The sequence below is a fragment of the Actinomadura formosensis NBRC 14204 genome (genome assembly GCF_001552155.1).
Taxonomy (GTDB): Bacteria; Actinomycetota; Actinomycetes; order Streptosporangiales; family Streptosporangiaceae; genus Spirillospora; species Spirillospora formosensis.
In genome coordinates this window covers 16,998-32,475 of sequence record NZ_BCQQ01000020.1, presented here as the reverse complement: position 1 = coordinate 32,475, position 15,478 = coordinate 16,998, and the positions used below count along the sequence as shown (strand labels likewise).

The 15,478-nt window shown below is 71.7% G+C and carries 13 protein-coding genes and 2 riboswitches; of the genes, 6 read left to right on the top strand and 7 right to left on the bottom strand.

The features are described 5' to 3' along the window. Positions 1-6 precede the first annotated feature (6 nt). The gene (locus tag AF1_RS07700) at positions 7-705 is read left to right on the top strand and encodes a cache domain-containing protein (RefSeq protein WP_067794338.1); all 699 of its coding nucleotides are present in this window, start codon (positions 7-9) and stop codon (positions 703-705) included. Positions 706-766: 61 nt separating this feature from the next. On the opposite strand, the gene AF1_RS07695 is transcribed toward AF1_RS07700, so the two are convergent. Genes AF1_RS07695 through AF1_RS07685 form a run of 3 tightly spaced genes read right to left on the bottom strand, consistent with a single transcriptional unit; the run spans position 767 to position 3,648 of the window. Next, positions 767-1,054, bottom strand: a complete 288-nt coding sequence (locus AF1_RS07695; protein WP_067794336.1) for an Lrp/AsnC family transcriptional regulator — start codon at positions 1,052-1,054, stop codon at positions 767-769. A 46-nt stretch (positions 1,055-1,100) separates the two neighbouring features. Continuing rightward, entirely contained in the window at positions 1,101-1,853 is a 753-nt protein-coding gene (locus AF1_RS07690; RefSeq protein ID WP_067794334.1) for a rhomboid family intramembrane serine protease, read from the bottom strand. A gap of 4 nt (positions 1,854-1,857) precedes the next feature. Then, entirely contained in the window at positions 1,858-3,648 is a 1,791-nt protein-coding gene (locus tag AF1_RS07685) for a DEDD exonuclease domain-containing protein (RefSeq protein WP_067794333.1), read from the bottom strand. Positions 3,649-3,985: 337 nt separating this feature from the next. On the opposite strand from AF1_RS07685, the gene AF1_RS07680 reads away from it, so the two are divergent. The 5 genes from AF1_RS07680 to AF1_RS07660 all read left to right on the top strand — a co-directional run bounded on the left by AF1_RS07680 (position 3,986) and on the right by AF1_RS07660 (position 11,114). Then, on the top strand, positions 3,986-5,263 hold the full coding sequence (locus tag AF1_RS07680) for an NYN domain-containing protein (protein WP_242608960.1): 1,278 nt from the start codon (positions 3,986-3,988) through the stop codon (positions 5,261-5,263). A gap of 273 nt (positions 5,264-5,536) precedes the next feature. Then, complete coding sequence (locus tag AF1_RS07675) at positions 5,537-6,505, top strand: C40 family peptidase (protein WP_242608961.1); 969 nt, start codon at positions 5,537-5,539, stop codon at positions 6,503-6,505. 501 nt (positions 6,506-7,006) lie between these two features. After that, positions 7,007-7,201: riboswitch (cyclic di-AMP (ydaO/yuaA leader) on the top strand. A 158-nt stretch (positions 7,202-7,359) separates the two neighbouring features. Continuing rightward, positions 7,360-7,500: riboswitch (cyclic di-AMP (ydaO/yuaA leader) on the top strand. Between the two features lie 9 nt (positions 7,501-7,509). Beyond that, the gene (locus AF1_RS07670) at positions 7,510-8,322 is read left to right on the top strand and encodes a CHAP domain-containing protein (protein ID WP_067794327.1); all 813 of its coding nucleotides are present in this window, start codon (positions 7,510-7,512) and stop codon (positions 8,320-8,322) included. Between the two features lie 39 nt (positions 8,323-8,361). Beyond that, positions 8,362-9,702, top strand: a complete 1,341-nt coding sequence (locus tag AF1_RS35620; protein WP_067794325.1) for a hypothetical protein — start codon at positions 8,362-8,364, stop codon at positions 9,700-9,702. Beyond that, entirely contained in the window at positions 9,699-11,114 is a 1,416-nt protein-coding gene (locus AF1_RS07660) for a M48 family metallopeptidase (RefSeq protein ID WP_084262553.1), read from the top strand. The genes AF1_RS35620 and AF1_RS07660 overlap by 4 nt, the downstream gene beginning before the upstream one ends. Positions 11,115-11,120: 6 nt before the next feature. Here the strand turns inward: AF1_RS07660 and AF1_RS07655 are convergent, their stop codons facing one another. From AF1_RS07655 to ctaC, 4 genes are all read right to left on the bottom strand, one after another. Then, complete coding sequence (locus AF1_RS07655) at positions 11,121-12,410, bottom strand: L,D-transpeptidase (RefSeq protein WP_084262551.1); 1,290 nt, start codon at positions 12,408-12,410, stop codon at positions 11,121-11,123. 134 nt (positions 12,411-12,544) lie between these two features. Continuing rightward, a complete protein-coding gene (locus tag AF1_RS07650; RefSeq protein WP_067794323.1) occupies positions 12,545-12,955 on the bottom strand; it encodes a cytochrome c oxidase subunit 4 in 411 nt (136 codons plus the stop codon). Between the two features lie 3 nt (positions 12,956-12,958). Further along, on the bottom strand, positions 12,959-14,626 hold the full coding sequence (ctaD, locus tag AF1_RS07645; protein ID WP_067794321.1) for an aa3-type cytochrome oxidase subunit I: 1,668 nt from the start codon (positions 14,624-14,626) through the stop codon (positions 12,959-12,961). Next, positions 14,623-15,381, bottom strand: coding sequence for an aa3-type cytochrome oxidase subunit II (ctaC, locus tag AF1_RS07640; RefSeq protein WP_242608962.1), 759 nt, complete (start codon positions 15,379-15,381; stop codon positions 14,623-14,625). Before ctaC ends, ctaD begins: the two co-directional genes overlap by 4 nt. Between the last annotated feature and the right edge of the window lie 97 nt (positions 15,382-15,478).

The window sequence follows — 15,478 nt, the reverse complement described above, 5'->3', positions numbered from 1 at the left end:
GGACCCATGCCCGCCGAGCCACCGGCCGTCGGCGCGGCGGCGGCGCACGTCCGCGCGACCCTGGACTACGTCTTCGCGACCGTGGCCCGGGTCCGCGACGCGACGGCCCGGTGCCTGGAGGACGTCCACCGCACCGGCCGCGCCCCCGTCCGCGCCGACCTCGCCCCGCTGCGCCCGCTGCTGTCCGCCCGGCTCGGCCCGCTCATCTGCGGCCTCGGCTTCATCGCCGCGCCCCAGCTGCTCGCCGACGCCGCCTGGTACATGGAATGGTGGCAGGCCGGCCCCGGCGGCCGCCCCGCCCAACTGCTGCGCGACCTGAACCCCGAGAGCAGCGCCCTGTACGACTACACGCGCTGGGAGTGGTTCACCGGCCCGGAGGACGGCGCCGAGCGGACCGTCTGCGGCCCCTACGTCGACTACCTGTGCAGCGACGAGTACGTCCTGACCCTGTCGGCGCCCGTCCACGCCGCCGGGACGTTCGCCGGCGTCGCCGCCGCCGACGTGTTCGCCCGGACGTTCGAGAACGAGATCGTCCCCGCGCTGCGCGAAATCCCGGCGCCCGCGTTCGTCGTCAACGCCCCCGGCCGCGTCATGGCGTCCAACACCGCGCACTGGCCCCCGGGCGCCGTCTACCGCGAAAGCCCCGGCTACAACACCCTCCCCTGCGGGGATGGAGTCCATTGCATCGCCCTCGGCGCGGGTTGATTGCGTCGCCCTCGGCGTCGGGCCTTGCAGGCCCTCCTTCAACGGGCAACGCGGCGATGCGTTAGTCGGCGTCGGGGAGGCCCAACGCGAATGCCTGTTCCAGGTCGTGCTGGGAGTAGGTGCGGAAGGCGATATGGGTCTCGGTACCGATGACGCCCTCGACCTTGTTGAGCCGGCCCGGGATGATGTCGTTCAATTCCTCGTGGCGGCGCACCCGGACCATCGCCATGAGGTCGTGGCCCCCGGTGATGGAGTAGACCTCGCTGACGCCGTCCAGCGCGGCGATCGTCTCGGCCACCTCGTGGATGCGCGCGACGTCGGCCTTGACGAACACGATCGCAGTGACCACTTCACCCTCCCCGCAGATTCGGACGCTTCGACCCTACCGGGAAGTACTAGCCGCGGCTCAGCGCGGCCAGGCGGCGGGACGGGCCCGCGCGGCGGGCGAGGAGGGCGAAGACCACGCCGGCCGCGAAGCCGTAGATGTGCGCCGTGTAGGCCACGTTGCTCTTCTCCTCGCTGCCCAGCGACAGCCACTGCAGGATGAACCAGTACCCGAGCACCACCCACACCGGCAGCCGGATCACGATGACCGGCGGCACCCAGCTGACGACGCGGCCCCGCGGATTGAGGATCACGTAGGCGCCCATCACCCCCGCGATCGCCCCGGACGCGCCGATGAGCGGGACGGCCGAGCCGGGCGACGTCCACGCGAACCCGTAGACGGCGACGAGCCCGAAGAACAGGTAGCTGAGCAGATAGCGCCACCGTCCGAGCCGGTCCTCGACGCCCATGCCGACGACGAACAGGAAGACCAGGTTGCCCAGCAGGTGCAGCGCGCCGGAGTGCAGGAACATCGAGGTGAACGCCGACGTCCAGGGCGCCTTGTGGAAGGTCGCGGGCCCGCAGTCGCGGGCGACGTCCGACGGCAGCGGCTGCTGGTCGCCGGTCGTCAGCTCCTTGGGCACCGCGCCGTACTCGAACGTGAACTGCGTCGCCCTGCACTCGCGGACCGCGCCCTCGCCGTACCAGGTGGCGAAGCGCGACATCGGGGTGATCAGGAAGACCACGACGTTCACCGCGATCAGCAGGTACGTCACCCAGGGGACGCGCCGGGCCGGCTGGCTGTCGTAGAGGGGCAGGGCCACGTCTTCACCTTAGTGGGCGGGCGGCCCGCGGATGGGACGGCTCGTGCCGCTCGTACGCCCTGTCGTAGGCGCGGTCGATCCATTCGCGCAGCCCCTCGGCGCCGTGGACCGGGCACGTCCACGCGCCGTCGACCTCGACGAGCCGGACGCCGGGCAGGTCGAGCCAGCGCAGCACGCACTCCATCTCCTCGGCGGTCGCGCCCGCCGACGGCGGCGCGCCGAGCGCGACGCCGCCGGGCGCCTCCCCCGCGGGCGGGAAGACGGTCTCGGCGGTGGCGATGAGCGCGTCCACGTACGGGCGGGGCCGGGCGTCCGGCGGGACCGTCCCGGCGGCGGCGAGCCGCCCGTACCGGACGACCGACAGCTCCCAGCCGCCGTCGAAGGCGGGACGGGCCGCCACCAGCTGCGGCAGCCGGGCCAGCGCGGCGAGCCGCTGCCCGCGCGCGGCGGCGCGGACGAACGCGGCGAGCCGGTCGCGCTGCACGGCGGCCTCCTCGTACCGCAGCTCGGAGGCGAGCCGGTCGATGCGCACCCGAGCGGCGGCCACCACCGGGCGGACGTCGCCCTCCATGACCGCGCGGGCCGTCCCGGCGTGCATGGCGTAGGCGTCGGCGGACTCGCGGCCGTCGCAGGGCGCGCCGCAGCGTCCGATCTCGGCGAGCGCGCACGCGCGCGCCCTGCCGCTCTCGATCAGCCGGGGCGTCAGCCGCTGGGTGCACTCGCGCAGCGGGATCGCCTCGTGCAGCGCGGCGCGCGCCTCCTCGGCCTGCCGCCGGGACGAGATCGGCCCGAGGTAGCGGGCGCCGTCGGCGCGGCACTCCCGGACGATGGACAGTCGCGGGAACGGCTCCACGGTCAGTTTCAGCCAGATCACCCGCTCGGGGAACTTGGAACGGCGGTTGTAGCGCGGCTTGTACTCGGCGATCAGCCGCAGCTCGCGGACCTCGGCCTCCAAGCCGGTGGCGCACACGATCGTGCGGACGTTCTCGGCGAGCCCCACCATCTCGCGGACGCGCGGACGCGTCTCCGAACCGGTGAAGTAGCTGCGCACGCGCGAGCGCAGGTCGCCGCTCTTGCCGACGTAGAGCACCTCGCCGGCGCGGTCCTCGAACAGGTAGACGCCGGGCGTGCTCGGCACGCCGTCGGCGAGATGCCGCTTGCGGCGCTGCTCGGGGGTGGGCGCCTTGGCGAAGCCGCGCATCTCCTCCAGCGAGGTGACGCCGAACGAGCCGAGCCGCTCGATGAGGCCGTGCAGGACCTCGACGGTGGCGCGGGCGTCGGCGAGGGCGCGGTGCGTCGGCTCGTTGGACGTCCGGAAGAACCGGGCCAGCGTGCCGAGCTTGCAGTTGGGCACCTCGTCCCGGGACAGGACGCGCCGCGCCAGGTCCACGGTGTCGATGACGGGGAACGCGGGCCAGGCGTGGCCGCCCGCGGCGCAGGCGGCCTTGAGGAAGCCGATGTCGAACGGGGCGTTGTGCGCCACGAGCACGCAGCCGCGCGCGAACTCCAGGAACGCGGGCAGCACCGACTCGATGCGCGGCGCGGCCGTCACCATCGCCGTGGTGATGCCGGTCAGCGCGGTGATGAACGGCGGGACGGGCCCGCCGGGGTCGACCAGCGTGCCGAGCTCGCCGAGTTCCTCTCCCCCGCGCACCTTCACCGCGCCGATCTCGGTGATGGCCGAGTCCGCGGCCGAGCCGCCCGTCGTCTCCAGGTCGACCACCACGAAGGTGACCTCGCAGAGCGGAGTGCCGAGGTCGTCCAGCGTCCCCTGAACCCCGTGCGCAGCCGTCATGTGCGCGACCGTAGAGGACACCACCGACACAACCCCGGGCCGCTAGGGTTGAGGTGCGCCGGCACGTCCCGCCGGGCGGGGGCCGCGGGACGGTCAGGGGGGAGCCCGGCGCGCTCGGTCCGATGACACGTTCGCCCTGGTCGAATGCCGGTTAAGGCGTGGGTGCTCGGGAAGACACAGCCCACCGGCGGCGCAGCCCGGAAGGAGCGGGATCATCGACAGCGGCCCCGAAGCGACCCCCGGCGGCGTGGAGTCCGGGCAGAAGCCGGCGTGTTCCGGGGAGCCGGCCCATCAGCCCCACCGGGAAGAGCATCTTGACCGGCCCCTTCCCGAACCCGTGCGGCAGAGCGTGGTGGAGGCCGCCGCCGAGCTGATCGGGTCGCTGCCCGCCGATGAGGTCCCCGCGCCGCTGCGCCGGTTCGCGCGGTTCGAGCGCCGCAAGCGCGCCAAGCTCGCCGGGCAGCACATCGCCGCGGCGCTGGAGAAGGACTCCGGCTTCCGGGAGCGGGTCGCCGAGCCGCTGCGGGAGACGCAGGCCGACCTGGTCGAGGTGGTCGAGGGCGGGCGGGTGCCGCCCGCCGCCGACCCGGTGCGCGTGGCGGTGCTGGCCTACCTGCTGCGGCCCGCGGGCTGGACGGTGCTCGTCGAGTCCGCACGCGCGGAACTGGAGCGCTCCGCGACCGCGTCGGAGGAGGAGGCCGCCGAGCGCCGCGTCGCCGCGCTGAAGGAGGAGCTGGCCGCCGCCCGCGCCGCGCGCTCCGCCGAGCTGGACAAGCTGCGCGCCGAGCTGCGCGAGACCAAGGCCGAGGTGGCCGGGCTGCGCCACAAGCTGCACGACGCCCGCACCCGGTTCAGGGCGGCGGAGGAGCGCGCGGACGCGGCCGCCGAGCGGGCCGAGCGGGAACTGGCCGCCGCCCGCGAGTCGACCGCCGCATCCGAGAAGGAGCTGCGCAGGCTGCGCGCCCGCACCGCGCACGCGGAGGCGAACGCGGAGGCCGCCAGACGGGCCGCGCGCGAGGGGCGCAACGTCGACGACGTCCGGCTGCGGATGCTGCTCGACACGCTCGTGGACGCGGCGCAGGGCATCCGCCGGGAACTGGCGCTGCCCTCCACCATCGGCCGTCCCGCGGACGCGGCGGGCGGGCTGGAGCCGGACCGGCTCGCGCATCGGGCGCTGCCCGGCCGGGCGCTGTCCGACAGCGACCCGCAGCTGCTCGACCGGCTGCTGACCCTGCCGCAGGTGCATCTGGTGGTGGACGGCTACAACGTCACGAAGACCGGCTACGGGGAACTGCCGCTGGCGGATCAGCGCAACCGGCTGGTGTCCGGGCTCGGCGGGCTGGCGGCGCAGACCCGCGCCGAGGTGACGTGCGTGTTCGACGGCGCGGAGCTGGACACGCCGGTGGCGGTCGCGGCGCCGCGCGGCGTCCGGGTACGGTTCAGCGCCCCGGGCCAGACCGCGGACGAGCTGATCGGCGAGCTGGTGCGGGCCGAGCCGTCGGGCCGTCCCGTGGTGGTGGTGTCCTCGGACCGGGAGGTCGCCGACGGGGCCCGCCGCGCCGATGCCCGGCCCTGCCCGTCCACCCTGCTGCTGCGGCGGCTGGGCCGGTCATAGGAACCCCTGAGGCCGCCAAAGAAACCCTTGCCATCTGTGATCATGGCGTCACGAAAAGTAGATGATGCTTCTCGATGTCCATCAAAGAGTGACGAATCGGTTGTGACGGTTGTCCCCCCTCGCTAGTGTCGTCCGCTGATGTCGTGGACGAGAAGGGCGAGACCCATCGTGGCCAAGGATCTCAACGGGGTACCAGCGCAGAAGCGTGACCGGAGAGGTGGCCCCGCGACCAGAGGCGCCTCCCGTCGTCTGGCGGCCGCCGCCTGTCTGACCGTGACCGCCTCCCTCATGGCGCCCCCGATGGTGGCGCACGCCGAGCCCAAGCCGACCAAGACGCAGGTCCAGAAGAAGCTGAACCAGCTCAATGAGCAGATGGACCAGAAGGTCGAGCAGTACAACCAGCTCAACGAGAAGCTCAAGGTCGCCAAGAAGAAGCTCGACAGCGCGACGAAGGCGAGCAAGCAGGAGGAGACCGCCTTCGAGGAGCAGCGCTCCAAGATCGCCCAGATGGCCGCCGCCGCGTACAAGAACGGCGACTCCGCGGACGTGACCGGCTTCGTGGGCAGCAACGACCCGCAGGCGATCCTCGACCAGGCGGCCATCTTCTCGCACCTGTCGCACGAGCGCAGCTCCCAGCTCACCCAGTTCCTCGCGACCGCGCAGCGGCTCCGCCGCGAGCAGGCGCAGGCCAAGGCCGCCTACGACGACGTGAAGGCCAAGACCAAGGAGCTGAAGGACCAGAAGACCAAGCTCGACAAGGAAGTCGAGAAGCAGAAGAAGCTGCTGCGGCGGTTCGGCACCAGCACGCCCTCCGGCGGCGGCCGCGGAGGGTCCGGCGGTTCGGGCGGTTCGGGCGGCACCGGCGGCACCTACAACGGCCCGGCCAGCGGCCCGGCCCGCACGGCGCTCGACTTCGCCTACGCCCAGCTCGGCAAGCCGTACCAGTACGGCGCGGAGGGCCCGGGCTCCTACGACTGCTCCGGCCTGACCATGAAGTCGTGGGCGGCGGCGGGCGTCAGCATCACCCGCACCACGAACTCGCAGTGGGCCGCGACCAAGCGGGTGGCCAGGAGCGACCTGCAGCCGGGCGACCTGGTGTTCTTCAGCGGGCTCGGCCACGTCGGCCTCTACATCGGCGGCGGCAAGATGATCCACGCCCCGCACACCGGCGACGTCGTCAAGATCAGCGACATCACCTCGGGCTACTACCTGAGCAACTACTACGGCGCCGGACGCCCCTGACGGCCCCGTCCCACGCCCCGCGGAGGGCGTAACGGAGCTCTCTTTTCGCAACGGACCAGGCTTGACCTGGTCCGTTGTTAATTTTGTAGGGGTTTGCCTTCTGTTGGGGCTTTGGTACGTTGTCACCACTCACGGCGCCCTCCAGGCGCCGTAGCCCCGCGGCGCCCGCCAGGCGCCCCGACCCCGCGCGGCGCGTTCGTCCGCCGCGTGACGGCGGCACGAGCCATGTGCCGCCACCCGGGCGGCACGACCCACGCGTCGCCCCCGCGGCACCGGACGGTGCCGCACAGCGGTCCCACGCGGACCGCACGGCCGACCCGGGCCACCGTGCGCACGCTCACGGCGTGCATGGCGCTGAGCGCGCAGCCACGGCGGTTCCCCCGGGTCAGGCAACCCCGGACGCCCCCGGAACCGGGCCGGCGTCCGCACACAACATCAGGCGCCGCTCGTTCGCACGCGGGAGACAGGTCCCGCGCCGGGCCCCATCTCGCCCCCAGGATCGCAGCGGCAGCGCCGAATCCGCCGAAGCGCGGAACCGGGGACCCACATCGCCGGAGTCCGGGAGACCTCCCGGACGGGCATTCCGGCACCCGGGGTGAATCGGCGTGTCTCTCCCACCCCCGGTGAGAGCCGCCGTAGGGCCACTTCCACGCCCGAACCCGTCAGCTAACCCGGTAGGCGTCTGGAAGAGCGAAGGAGTGAGTTCCGCAGCGTTACCTGGGCGTGGCCGCCCGTCGTGCGGCCACGCCCGGACCCCCCCTGCACTCCGCGGGCGCCTCCGCCCGTGCGAGCCCCCATCCGAAACCGGTGTGCCCGTCCCCCGGGCACGCCACCGCCGAGTCCGCGGACCGCCGTGCGCACGCGCACCGGACGCGGAGCCGGGGACCCATCGTGTCCTTTCTCTTTCGGGGTGAATCGGCCTGCCCGCGGGCCGTAGGGCGCCTTCCAGGCCCGAACCCGTCAGCTAACCCGGTAGGCGGCATGGAAGTCGAGGAGATCCCCCCTTGCCACGCGAACATTGCAAGAAGGTCCCGGGCAGGCACCGCAAGCCGGGCCCCCTGTCCCTCACATGGCGGACGACCGGCGGCGTAATCGTCGGCGCCGCCGTCCTCGGTACCGCGGCGGCCACCGCGCAGGCGTCCGTCCTGCCGTTCGGCTCCGCCCCGGCGACGGCCGCGGCGGCCGGTGCCGCCCCCGTCAAGAAGGCGGATGCCAAGAAGGCGGGCAAGGGTCCGGCCAAGAGCACGTCCAAGGCCGAGCCCCGGACGTCCCCCGCACAGGAAACCCAGGACCGCCCGAAGGCCGCCCCCCAGAAGACCGGGGATGCCCGGCCCACCGCCGACGAGGCCATCAAGCTCGCCAAGTCCCAGGTCGGTGTGGAAGAGGACAGCGGCGGCGAGACCAAGTTCCAGAAGTGGTACATGGGCACCGCGCGCGCCGGGGAGACCGTCGCCCGCGACGGCGGCTCCATCAGCGAGTACGGCGACGCACAGTGGTGCGACATGTTCATCTCCTGGATCGGCGAGCAGATCGGCTTCACCGACCAGATCGGCAGCGACGCCTGGACCGTCGCCCACGCCCGCTGGTTCCAGGAGCACGGCCGCTGGGGCACCGACCCGAGGCCGGGCGCGATCGTCTTCTACGCCTGGGACGGCAGCAAGGACGTCGAGGACATCCGGCACGTCGGCATGGTGGTCAAGAAGGTCGACGACGGCACGATCGAAGCCGTCGAGGGCAACACCGGCAACGCCGTCAGGATCAAGGAGCGTCCGGTCGACGACATCGTCGGCTACGGATACCCCGGCTACAAGCCGTGATGAGCCCCCGGACGACGCGGGCTGCATAGGATCACGCCCATGGAGGACGGTCCGGAGCACGGCGGTCCGGAGCACGGCGGTCCCGTGACGCGGCGCAGGGCTCTCGCTCTGGGCGCGGGCGGGGCCGCCGTGCTGGCCGCGGGAGGCGCCGGCCTGCTCGGCGTCCGGTCCGGCGGCGACGCGGCGTCGCCCGCCCGCACTCCGAGGGCCGCCGCGCCGTTCAGCCTCGACGCCGCCCGTGCCACCCTCGCCAACCGCGCCCGTGCCGTGCGGGACGGCGACCGCATCGCGTTCCTCGCCACAGTGGGCGACGCGCCCAAGGCGTTCCAGGACGTCCAGGCCCGCATATACGGCAACCTCCGCAAGCTCCCGCTGGAAGGCTGGCAGGAGCTCATCTCCGGCACCCAGGCCGTGGACGACGAGAGCGCAGTGGTCCGCCTGGAGGTGCGCTACAAGCTACGGGGCTTCGACAAGGGCTACGTGAGCCGCACCCGCTACCTCACGCTCGCCCCCGGCTCCGGCACCTGGACGATCGTCGGCGATGGGACGGCGCACGGCTTCAAGGACGACGCCGACATCTGGGACGGCGGCCCCCTGACCGTGGTCAAAGGCCGCGCCAGCCTCGTCATAGGCGACACCACCGGCCTCGAAGGCATCGCCAAGCGGCTGGACGCCGCCGCGCCGGTCGTCACGGGCGTCGTCGGCAAGGGGTGGGCCCAGCGGGTCGTCGCGCTCGTCCCCGCCGGCACGGACCTCGCCTCCGCCCTGGCCGGGCCCGGCCAGAGCCTCGGGCAGATCGCCGCGCTCGCCACCGTCGTGCCCCCCGCGCGAATCGAGCGGGACGAGGGGGAACGGCCCCCCACGCCTCCCGGAACGTCCCCGGCGCCGTCCACCGGCGGCCGGGGCGAGGACAGGGTCATCGTCTCCCCCGGCACTTTCGGCCGCCTCAACGGACTCGGCCGCGACGTCGTCCTGACGCACGAGCTGACCCACGTCGCCACCGGCGGCGCCCGCGACCGGCGCACCCCGCTGTGGCTCATCGAGGGCTTCGCCGACTATGTCGGCTACCGGCGGGTCAAGATCAGCGTCCGGTCGGCGGCGGGCGAGCTGCGCCGCGAGGTCACCGCCGGACGGCCGCCGGACGCCCTGCCCGCGGCGGCCGAGTTCGCCGGCGGCTCCCCGCGGCTCTCCCAGGCCTACCAGGAGGCCTGGCTCGCCTGCCGGATGGTCGCCGACCGGTACGGTGAGCCGGCGCTCGTGCGGCTCTACCGGGCCGCCGGGCGCGTCCCGGAGGCCGCCGCGCTGCGCGACGTGCTGGGCCTCAACCGGGACCGATTCACCACCCTGTGGCGCGACTATGTGAAGAAGGAGCTCGCATGAGCGAGGCGGAGGCGGACAAGGGCCGGGTCGACGGGGACGGGACCGGGGCCGTCGCCGGCGGGCCCGGCCGGACCGCCCGGGCGCGGCGTCCCCGGATCGCCGCCGCCGTCGCCGCCGCCGTGCTGTTCGCCTCGGTCGCGGCCGTCCTCGCCCTGACCACCCCGTGGAATCCGCTCCCCGGCCACGTCCCCGGCGGAGGCGTCAAGGCCGATCCCGCGCTCGACTTCCCCCCCGCCGAGATCTCCCGCTCCAGGGCGTTCGACTCGGCCGTCAACCCGCCCGCCTACACGGGGCTCCTCGCGGGCCTCGCGCTGATCCTCGTCCTCGGCCTGACCCCGCTCGGCGCCCGCTTCATCGGCTGGGTCACCGCCCGTACCCGCCGCCGCCCGCTCACAATCATCGTCGCGGCCACCGCGCTCACGACGCTGCTGCGTCTCGCCGGGCTCCCGTTCCGCATCTGGAGCGAGTCGGTGCTGCGCCGGTACGGGCTGTCCACGCAGGGCTGGCCCGCGTGGCTCGTCGACCAGCTGAAGTCCCTCGGCGTCACCTGGGTCGTCTCCACCGTCGCCCTGCTGCTCCTGTACGCCCTCATCCGCCGGTTCCCGCGCTACTGGTGGGCGGGCGCCGCCGCGGGCGGGTTCGTTCTCGTCGTGCTCGTGTCGTTCATCTACCCGGTCGCGGTCGAGCCGGTGTTCAACAGGTTCCACTCGCTGCCGCAGGGGCGGTTGCGCGGCGACCTGCTCGCGATGGCGAAGCGCGACGGCGTGCCCGTCGAGGACGTCCTCGTCGCGGACGCCTCCCGCCGGACGACGTCGCTGAACGCCTACGTGTCCGGGTTCGGCTCCACCCGCCGCATCGTCCTGTACGACACGCTGCTGAAGTCGCCGCGCCCGCAGATCGAGTCGATCGTCGGGCACGAACTGGGCCATGCCAAGCGCGACGACGTCCTGTGGGGCACGCTGGTGGGCGCGCTGGGCATCGCCGGGGCGCTGTGCCTGCTGTACCCCCTGATGACCTCTCCGCGGCTCCTGCGGCGCGCGGGAGTCGATCCCGGCGGCGCGCCGCCGGACGCGCCCGGCGGGCGCGGGACGCGCGGGGCGGCGGACCCGCGCTCCATCGCCCTCCTGCTCGCGCTCGTGACCGCCGGGACGCAGCTCGCCGCGCCCGTCCAGAACCTCGTCAGCCGGCGCATCGAGGCCCGGGCGGACGCGCACGCGCTGAACCTCACCCGCGACCCGTCGACGTTCGTGTCGATGCAGCGCACGCTGTCGGTGCGCAACATCTCCGATCTGAGCCCCGACGTCATGGAGTACCTGCTGTGGATGACCCACCCGTCGGGGCCCGACCGGATCGCCATGGCCCGTGACTGGGCCCGCATGAATCACACCGAGGTCCCGCCGCCGCTGCGGTGAGCGGCGTCAGTTCCCCTGGGTCCCCCGCTTGGCCGGGGCCTTCGGCCCGGCTCCCCTGCCCTGCTGGGCCGCCAGCGTCGCGGCGTCCGCGTGCGGCGCGGTCGTCACCGACCGCTTCAGCGCGCTGCCCTTCACCCAGTTCCGCCAGCCGAGCTGCCAGTAGCCCCAGCCGTTCTCCGGCTCCAGTTCCCGATTGCTCCCCGTCACCTTCACCGGGTCGCCCCGATAGCTGAGGTTGTAGAACCACTTGGCGTTGGACGGGCTGACGTTGATGCAGCCGTGGCTGACGTTCTCGCTGCCCTGGGACCCGACCGACCACGGCGCGCTGTGCACGTACTCGCCGCTGTCGGAGATCCGTACGGCCTTGTACACGGTCAGGCTGTAGTAGCCCGCGCAACCGGCACCACAGCCCATCCAGTCCGACGTCATGATGGTGGGGTCCTCCTTGTCCATCGACAGATGGACCCCGTTGGTGGTGGTGTACATGCGGCTGCCGCCGCGCCCCATGCTGGTCGGGATGGTGCGGGCCTTCTTGCCGTTGACCATCACGACCATCTTGTGGGTGTCCTCGCCCGCCGTGGAGATGTGCGAGTCACCGATCTTGAAGTCGACGGCGTGGTTCTTACCGCCGTACACGTCCCCGCCCGTGCGCACCCCGGCGAGATGGGCCTGGAACTTCACCTTCGTGTGGGCGGGCCAGTAGTCCTTCGTCCGGAACACGACCTCCTTGTCACCGAACCAGTGCCAGGCGCCCTCGACCGTCTTGTCGGCCGTGACCTCCAGCGCCCGCTCGACCGCCGCCCGGTCCTTCACCGCCCGCGCGAAGTGCACGATGATCGGGATGCCGACGCCGACGGTCTCCCTGTTGTAGGGCGCCTCGATCGTCACGTCGTTCGTCTTCGTGACCTCGGCGGTGGTGAAGCGGCTGGAGACCGTGCGGGTCCTGCCGTCCTTGCCGAGCGCCGTCGCGTTGACCAGGTACGTCTCGCCCGGCTCCAGCGTCCAGCGCGACTGCCACCGCGTCCGGTCCGCGCTGAGATCGCCCGCGACCTCGCGGCCCCCGGCCGACACCGTGACGTTCTCGATCGTGCCGCCGTGCGCCCGGACGTCGATCTGGCTGTCCGGTCTGAGCCTGCTCGTGCCGCCCATCGGCGACACCGCGAGCCGCACGGCGTTCCCGACATCCGCCTCGCCGCCGCCCGAGCACGCCGCGGCTCCCGCCACCACGCTCGCGCCGACGAGCACGGCGGCGGCGCGCCGTCCCCGGTCCCCCGGTCCTGAGCCACCTACCGGCATGTGGTCCCCCCGGTCGTCCTCCTGGGCGATCGGTCCGCCTGCCCAGCCCGGTCGCTGGAACGGCGCCCAGTATGTGAAAGGGCCGGTACCCGCTGGAAAGCGGGCACCGGCCCCCGATGGGGATCCTTTACTGATCAGTGGGCGAAATGACCCCGGTAGTACTCGAAGACCAGACCGATCGAGGTCAGGATCGCGGCGGCCGCGCCGAGGATGACCAGCCACCAGCCGAACACGACGCCGAGCGTCACGGTCGCGGCCGACAGCCCCACGAACAGCGGCCACCAGCTGTGCGGGCTGAAGAAGCCCAGCTCACCGGCCGCGTCCGCGATCTCGCCCTCGGGGTCGTCCTCGAACAGCGGACCCGCGTTGGCGCGCTCGAGACGGCGGATCGTGAAGTGGACGTAGAACCCGACGAGCCCGGCGAGGCCGACGGCCAGCGCGAGCGCGGTGGTGCCCGTCCAGTCCTTGGACCAGAGCCAGTACACGATGTCGGTCACGAGGAAGAAGACCGCGCACCCGTAGAACATGAACGCCTGGACGCGCATCGGCTACTCTCCCTTCGCCCCGGCGAGTTCGCCCTTGGCACCCACGTAGGGGTGGTGCAGGTCGAACGCCGGCCGCTCGGAACGGATCTTCGGGATCGAGTTGAAGTTGTGCCGCGGCGGCGGGCAGGACGTGGCCCACTCCAGCGAGTTGGCGTAGCCCCACGGGTCGTCGACCTCGACCCGCTTGCCCTTCTTCCACGTGATGTAGACGTTGTAGAAGAACGGCAGCATGGAGATGCCGAGGATGAACGAGAAGATGGTGGAGATCTCGTTCAGCGCGTGGAACTCGGCGGCGTAGTCGGCGTACCGGCGGGGCATGCCCGCCGCGCCCAGCCAGTGCTGGATGAGGAACGTGCCGTGGAAGCCGATGAAGAGCAGCCAGAAGTGCACGTGGCCGAGCTTGTCGTTCAGCATCTTGCCGGTGAACTTCGGCCACCAGAAATAGAAGCCCGCGAACATCGCGAACACCACGGTGCCGAAGACGACGTAGTGGAAGTGCGCCACCACGAAGTAGGAGTCCGACAGTTGGAAGTCCATCGGCGGGGAGGCCAGGATGACGCCGGTCAGGCCGCCGAACAGGAACGTCACCAGGAAGCCCAGCGACCACAGCATCGGCGACTCGAACGTCAGCTGTCCTCGCCAGATCGTCCCCACCCAGTTGAAGAACTTCACCCCCGTGGGCACGGCGATGAGGAACGTCATGAAGGAGAAGAACGGCAGCAGCACCTGGCCGGTGACGAACATGTGGTGCGCCCACACGGTGATGGACAGGCCCGCGATGCTGATCGTCGCGAAGACCAGGCCGATGTAACCGAAGACGGGCTTGCGGCTGAACACCGGGAGGATCTCAGTCACGATGCCGAAGAAGGGCAAGGCGATGATGTAGACCTCCGGATGCCCGAAGAACCAGAACAGGTGCTGCCAGAGCAGCGCGCCTCCGTGCGCGGCGTCGAAGATGTGCGCGCCGAGCTTGCGGTCGGCCTCCAGGGCGAGCAGCGCCGCCGCCAGCGGCGGGAAGGCGATCAGGATCAGGATGGAGGTCAGCAGGACGTTCCAGGAGAAGATCGGCAGCCGGAACATCGTCATGCCGGGGGCGCGCATGCACAGGATCGTGGTGATGAAGTTGACCGCGCCCATGATGGTGCCGAAGCCCGACATCGCCAGGCCCATCACCCACATGTCGCCGCCGATGCCCGGCGAGCGCACCGCGTCCGACAGCGGGGTGTAGGCGAACCAGCCGAAGCTGGCCGCGCCGCCCGGGGTCAGGAAGCCGGCGAGGGCGATGAGGCTGCCGAACAGGAACAGCCAGTACGCCAGCATGTTCAGCCGCGGGAACGCCACGTCCGGCGCGCCGATCTGCAGCGGCATGATGACGTTGGTGAAGCCCGCGAACAGCGGCGTCGCGAACATCAGCAGCATGATCGTGCCGTGCATGGTGAACAGCTGGTTGTACTGCTCGTTGCTGACGATCTGCGTGCCCGGCTCGAACAGCTCCGCCCGGATCACCAGGGCGAGCACACCGCCGAACAGGAACATGAAGAACGAGGTGATCAGGTAGAGGTAGCCGATCACCTTGTGGTCGGTGGACGACAGCCAGGAGGCGATGATGCGCCCCTTGCTCGTCCGCGGCGCGGCGATCGGCGCGCTCGGGGCGTGACTCGTCGTGGTCACTTCCCACCTCCCGCGGCCAGTGCTTGCTTCGAATCTGCGATGAACTTGTCGTACTGCTGGGGCGTCACGACCTTCAGCTGGAACAGCATCCGGCTGTGGTCGACGCCGCAGAGCTCGGCGCAGCGGCCCTCATAGGTGCCGAGCTTGTTCGCCGTGAACTCGAACTCGTTGGTGTACCCCGGCATGACGTCCTTCTTGTAGATCAGCGCGGGAACCCAGAACGAGTGGATGACGTCGTTGGCGTGCAGCCGCACCCGCACGGTCTTGCCGGCGGGGATCGTCATGACCGGCTTGCCCGGCGCGGGGCCGTTGGGCGCCACCGGCTGGCCGACGACGGAGGCGACGGTCTTGCCGTTCTCCTTGTAGTCGAACTGCCAGCTCCACTGGAACCCGATCACGTCGACGACCACGGCGGGATTGTCCGTGGTCTTCTCGACGAAGTTCTCATCGCGCGCGGTGAAGTAGAACAGAACCGCGATGATGACGAACGGGACCGCCGTATAGAGGATCTCGATCGGCATGTTGTAGCGGACCTGCGGCGGCAGATCGTCGGAGCGCTTGCGATGAAACAGCACCGCCCAGATGATCAGGCCCCAGACGACGCCCCCGACCGCGAAAGCCGCGATCCAGGAGCCCTGCCACAGGTGCAGCATGCGCTCGCCTTGGACGCTGATCGGCTCGGGCAGGCCCAGCCGGGTTCCACTGCAGCCGGTGGCGGACAGCGCCAGCAGCCCTAGCGCACCGGCACTTTTCAATGCGCGGCGACTGCGCACAGGCGTACGCCGCTCCCCAGAGCGGGTCGGACTCACGGAATGCCTTCCCCACGGATGAAGCCCGGTCGGCCGGGCGGTG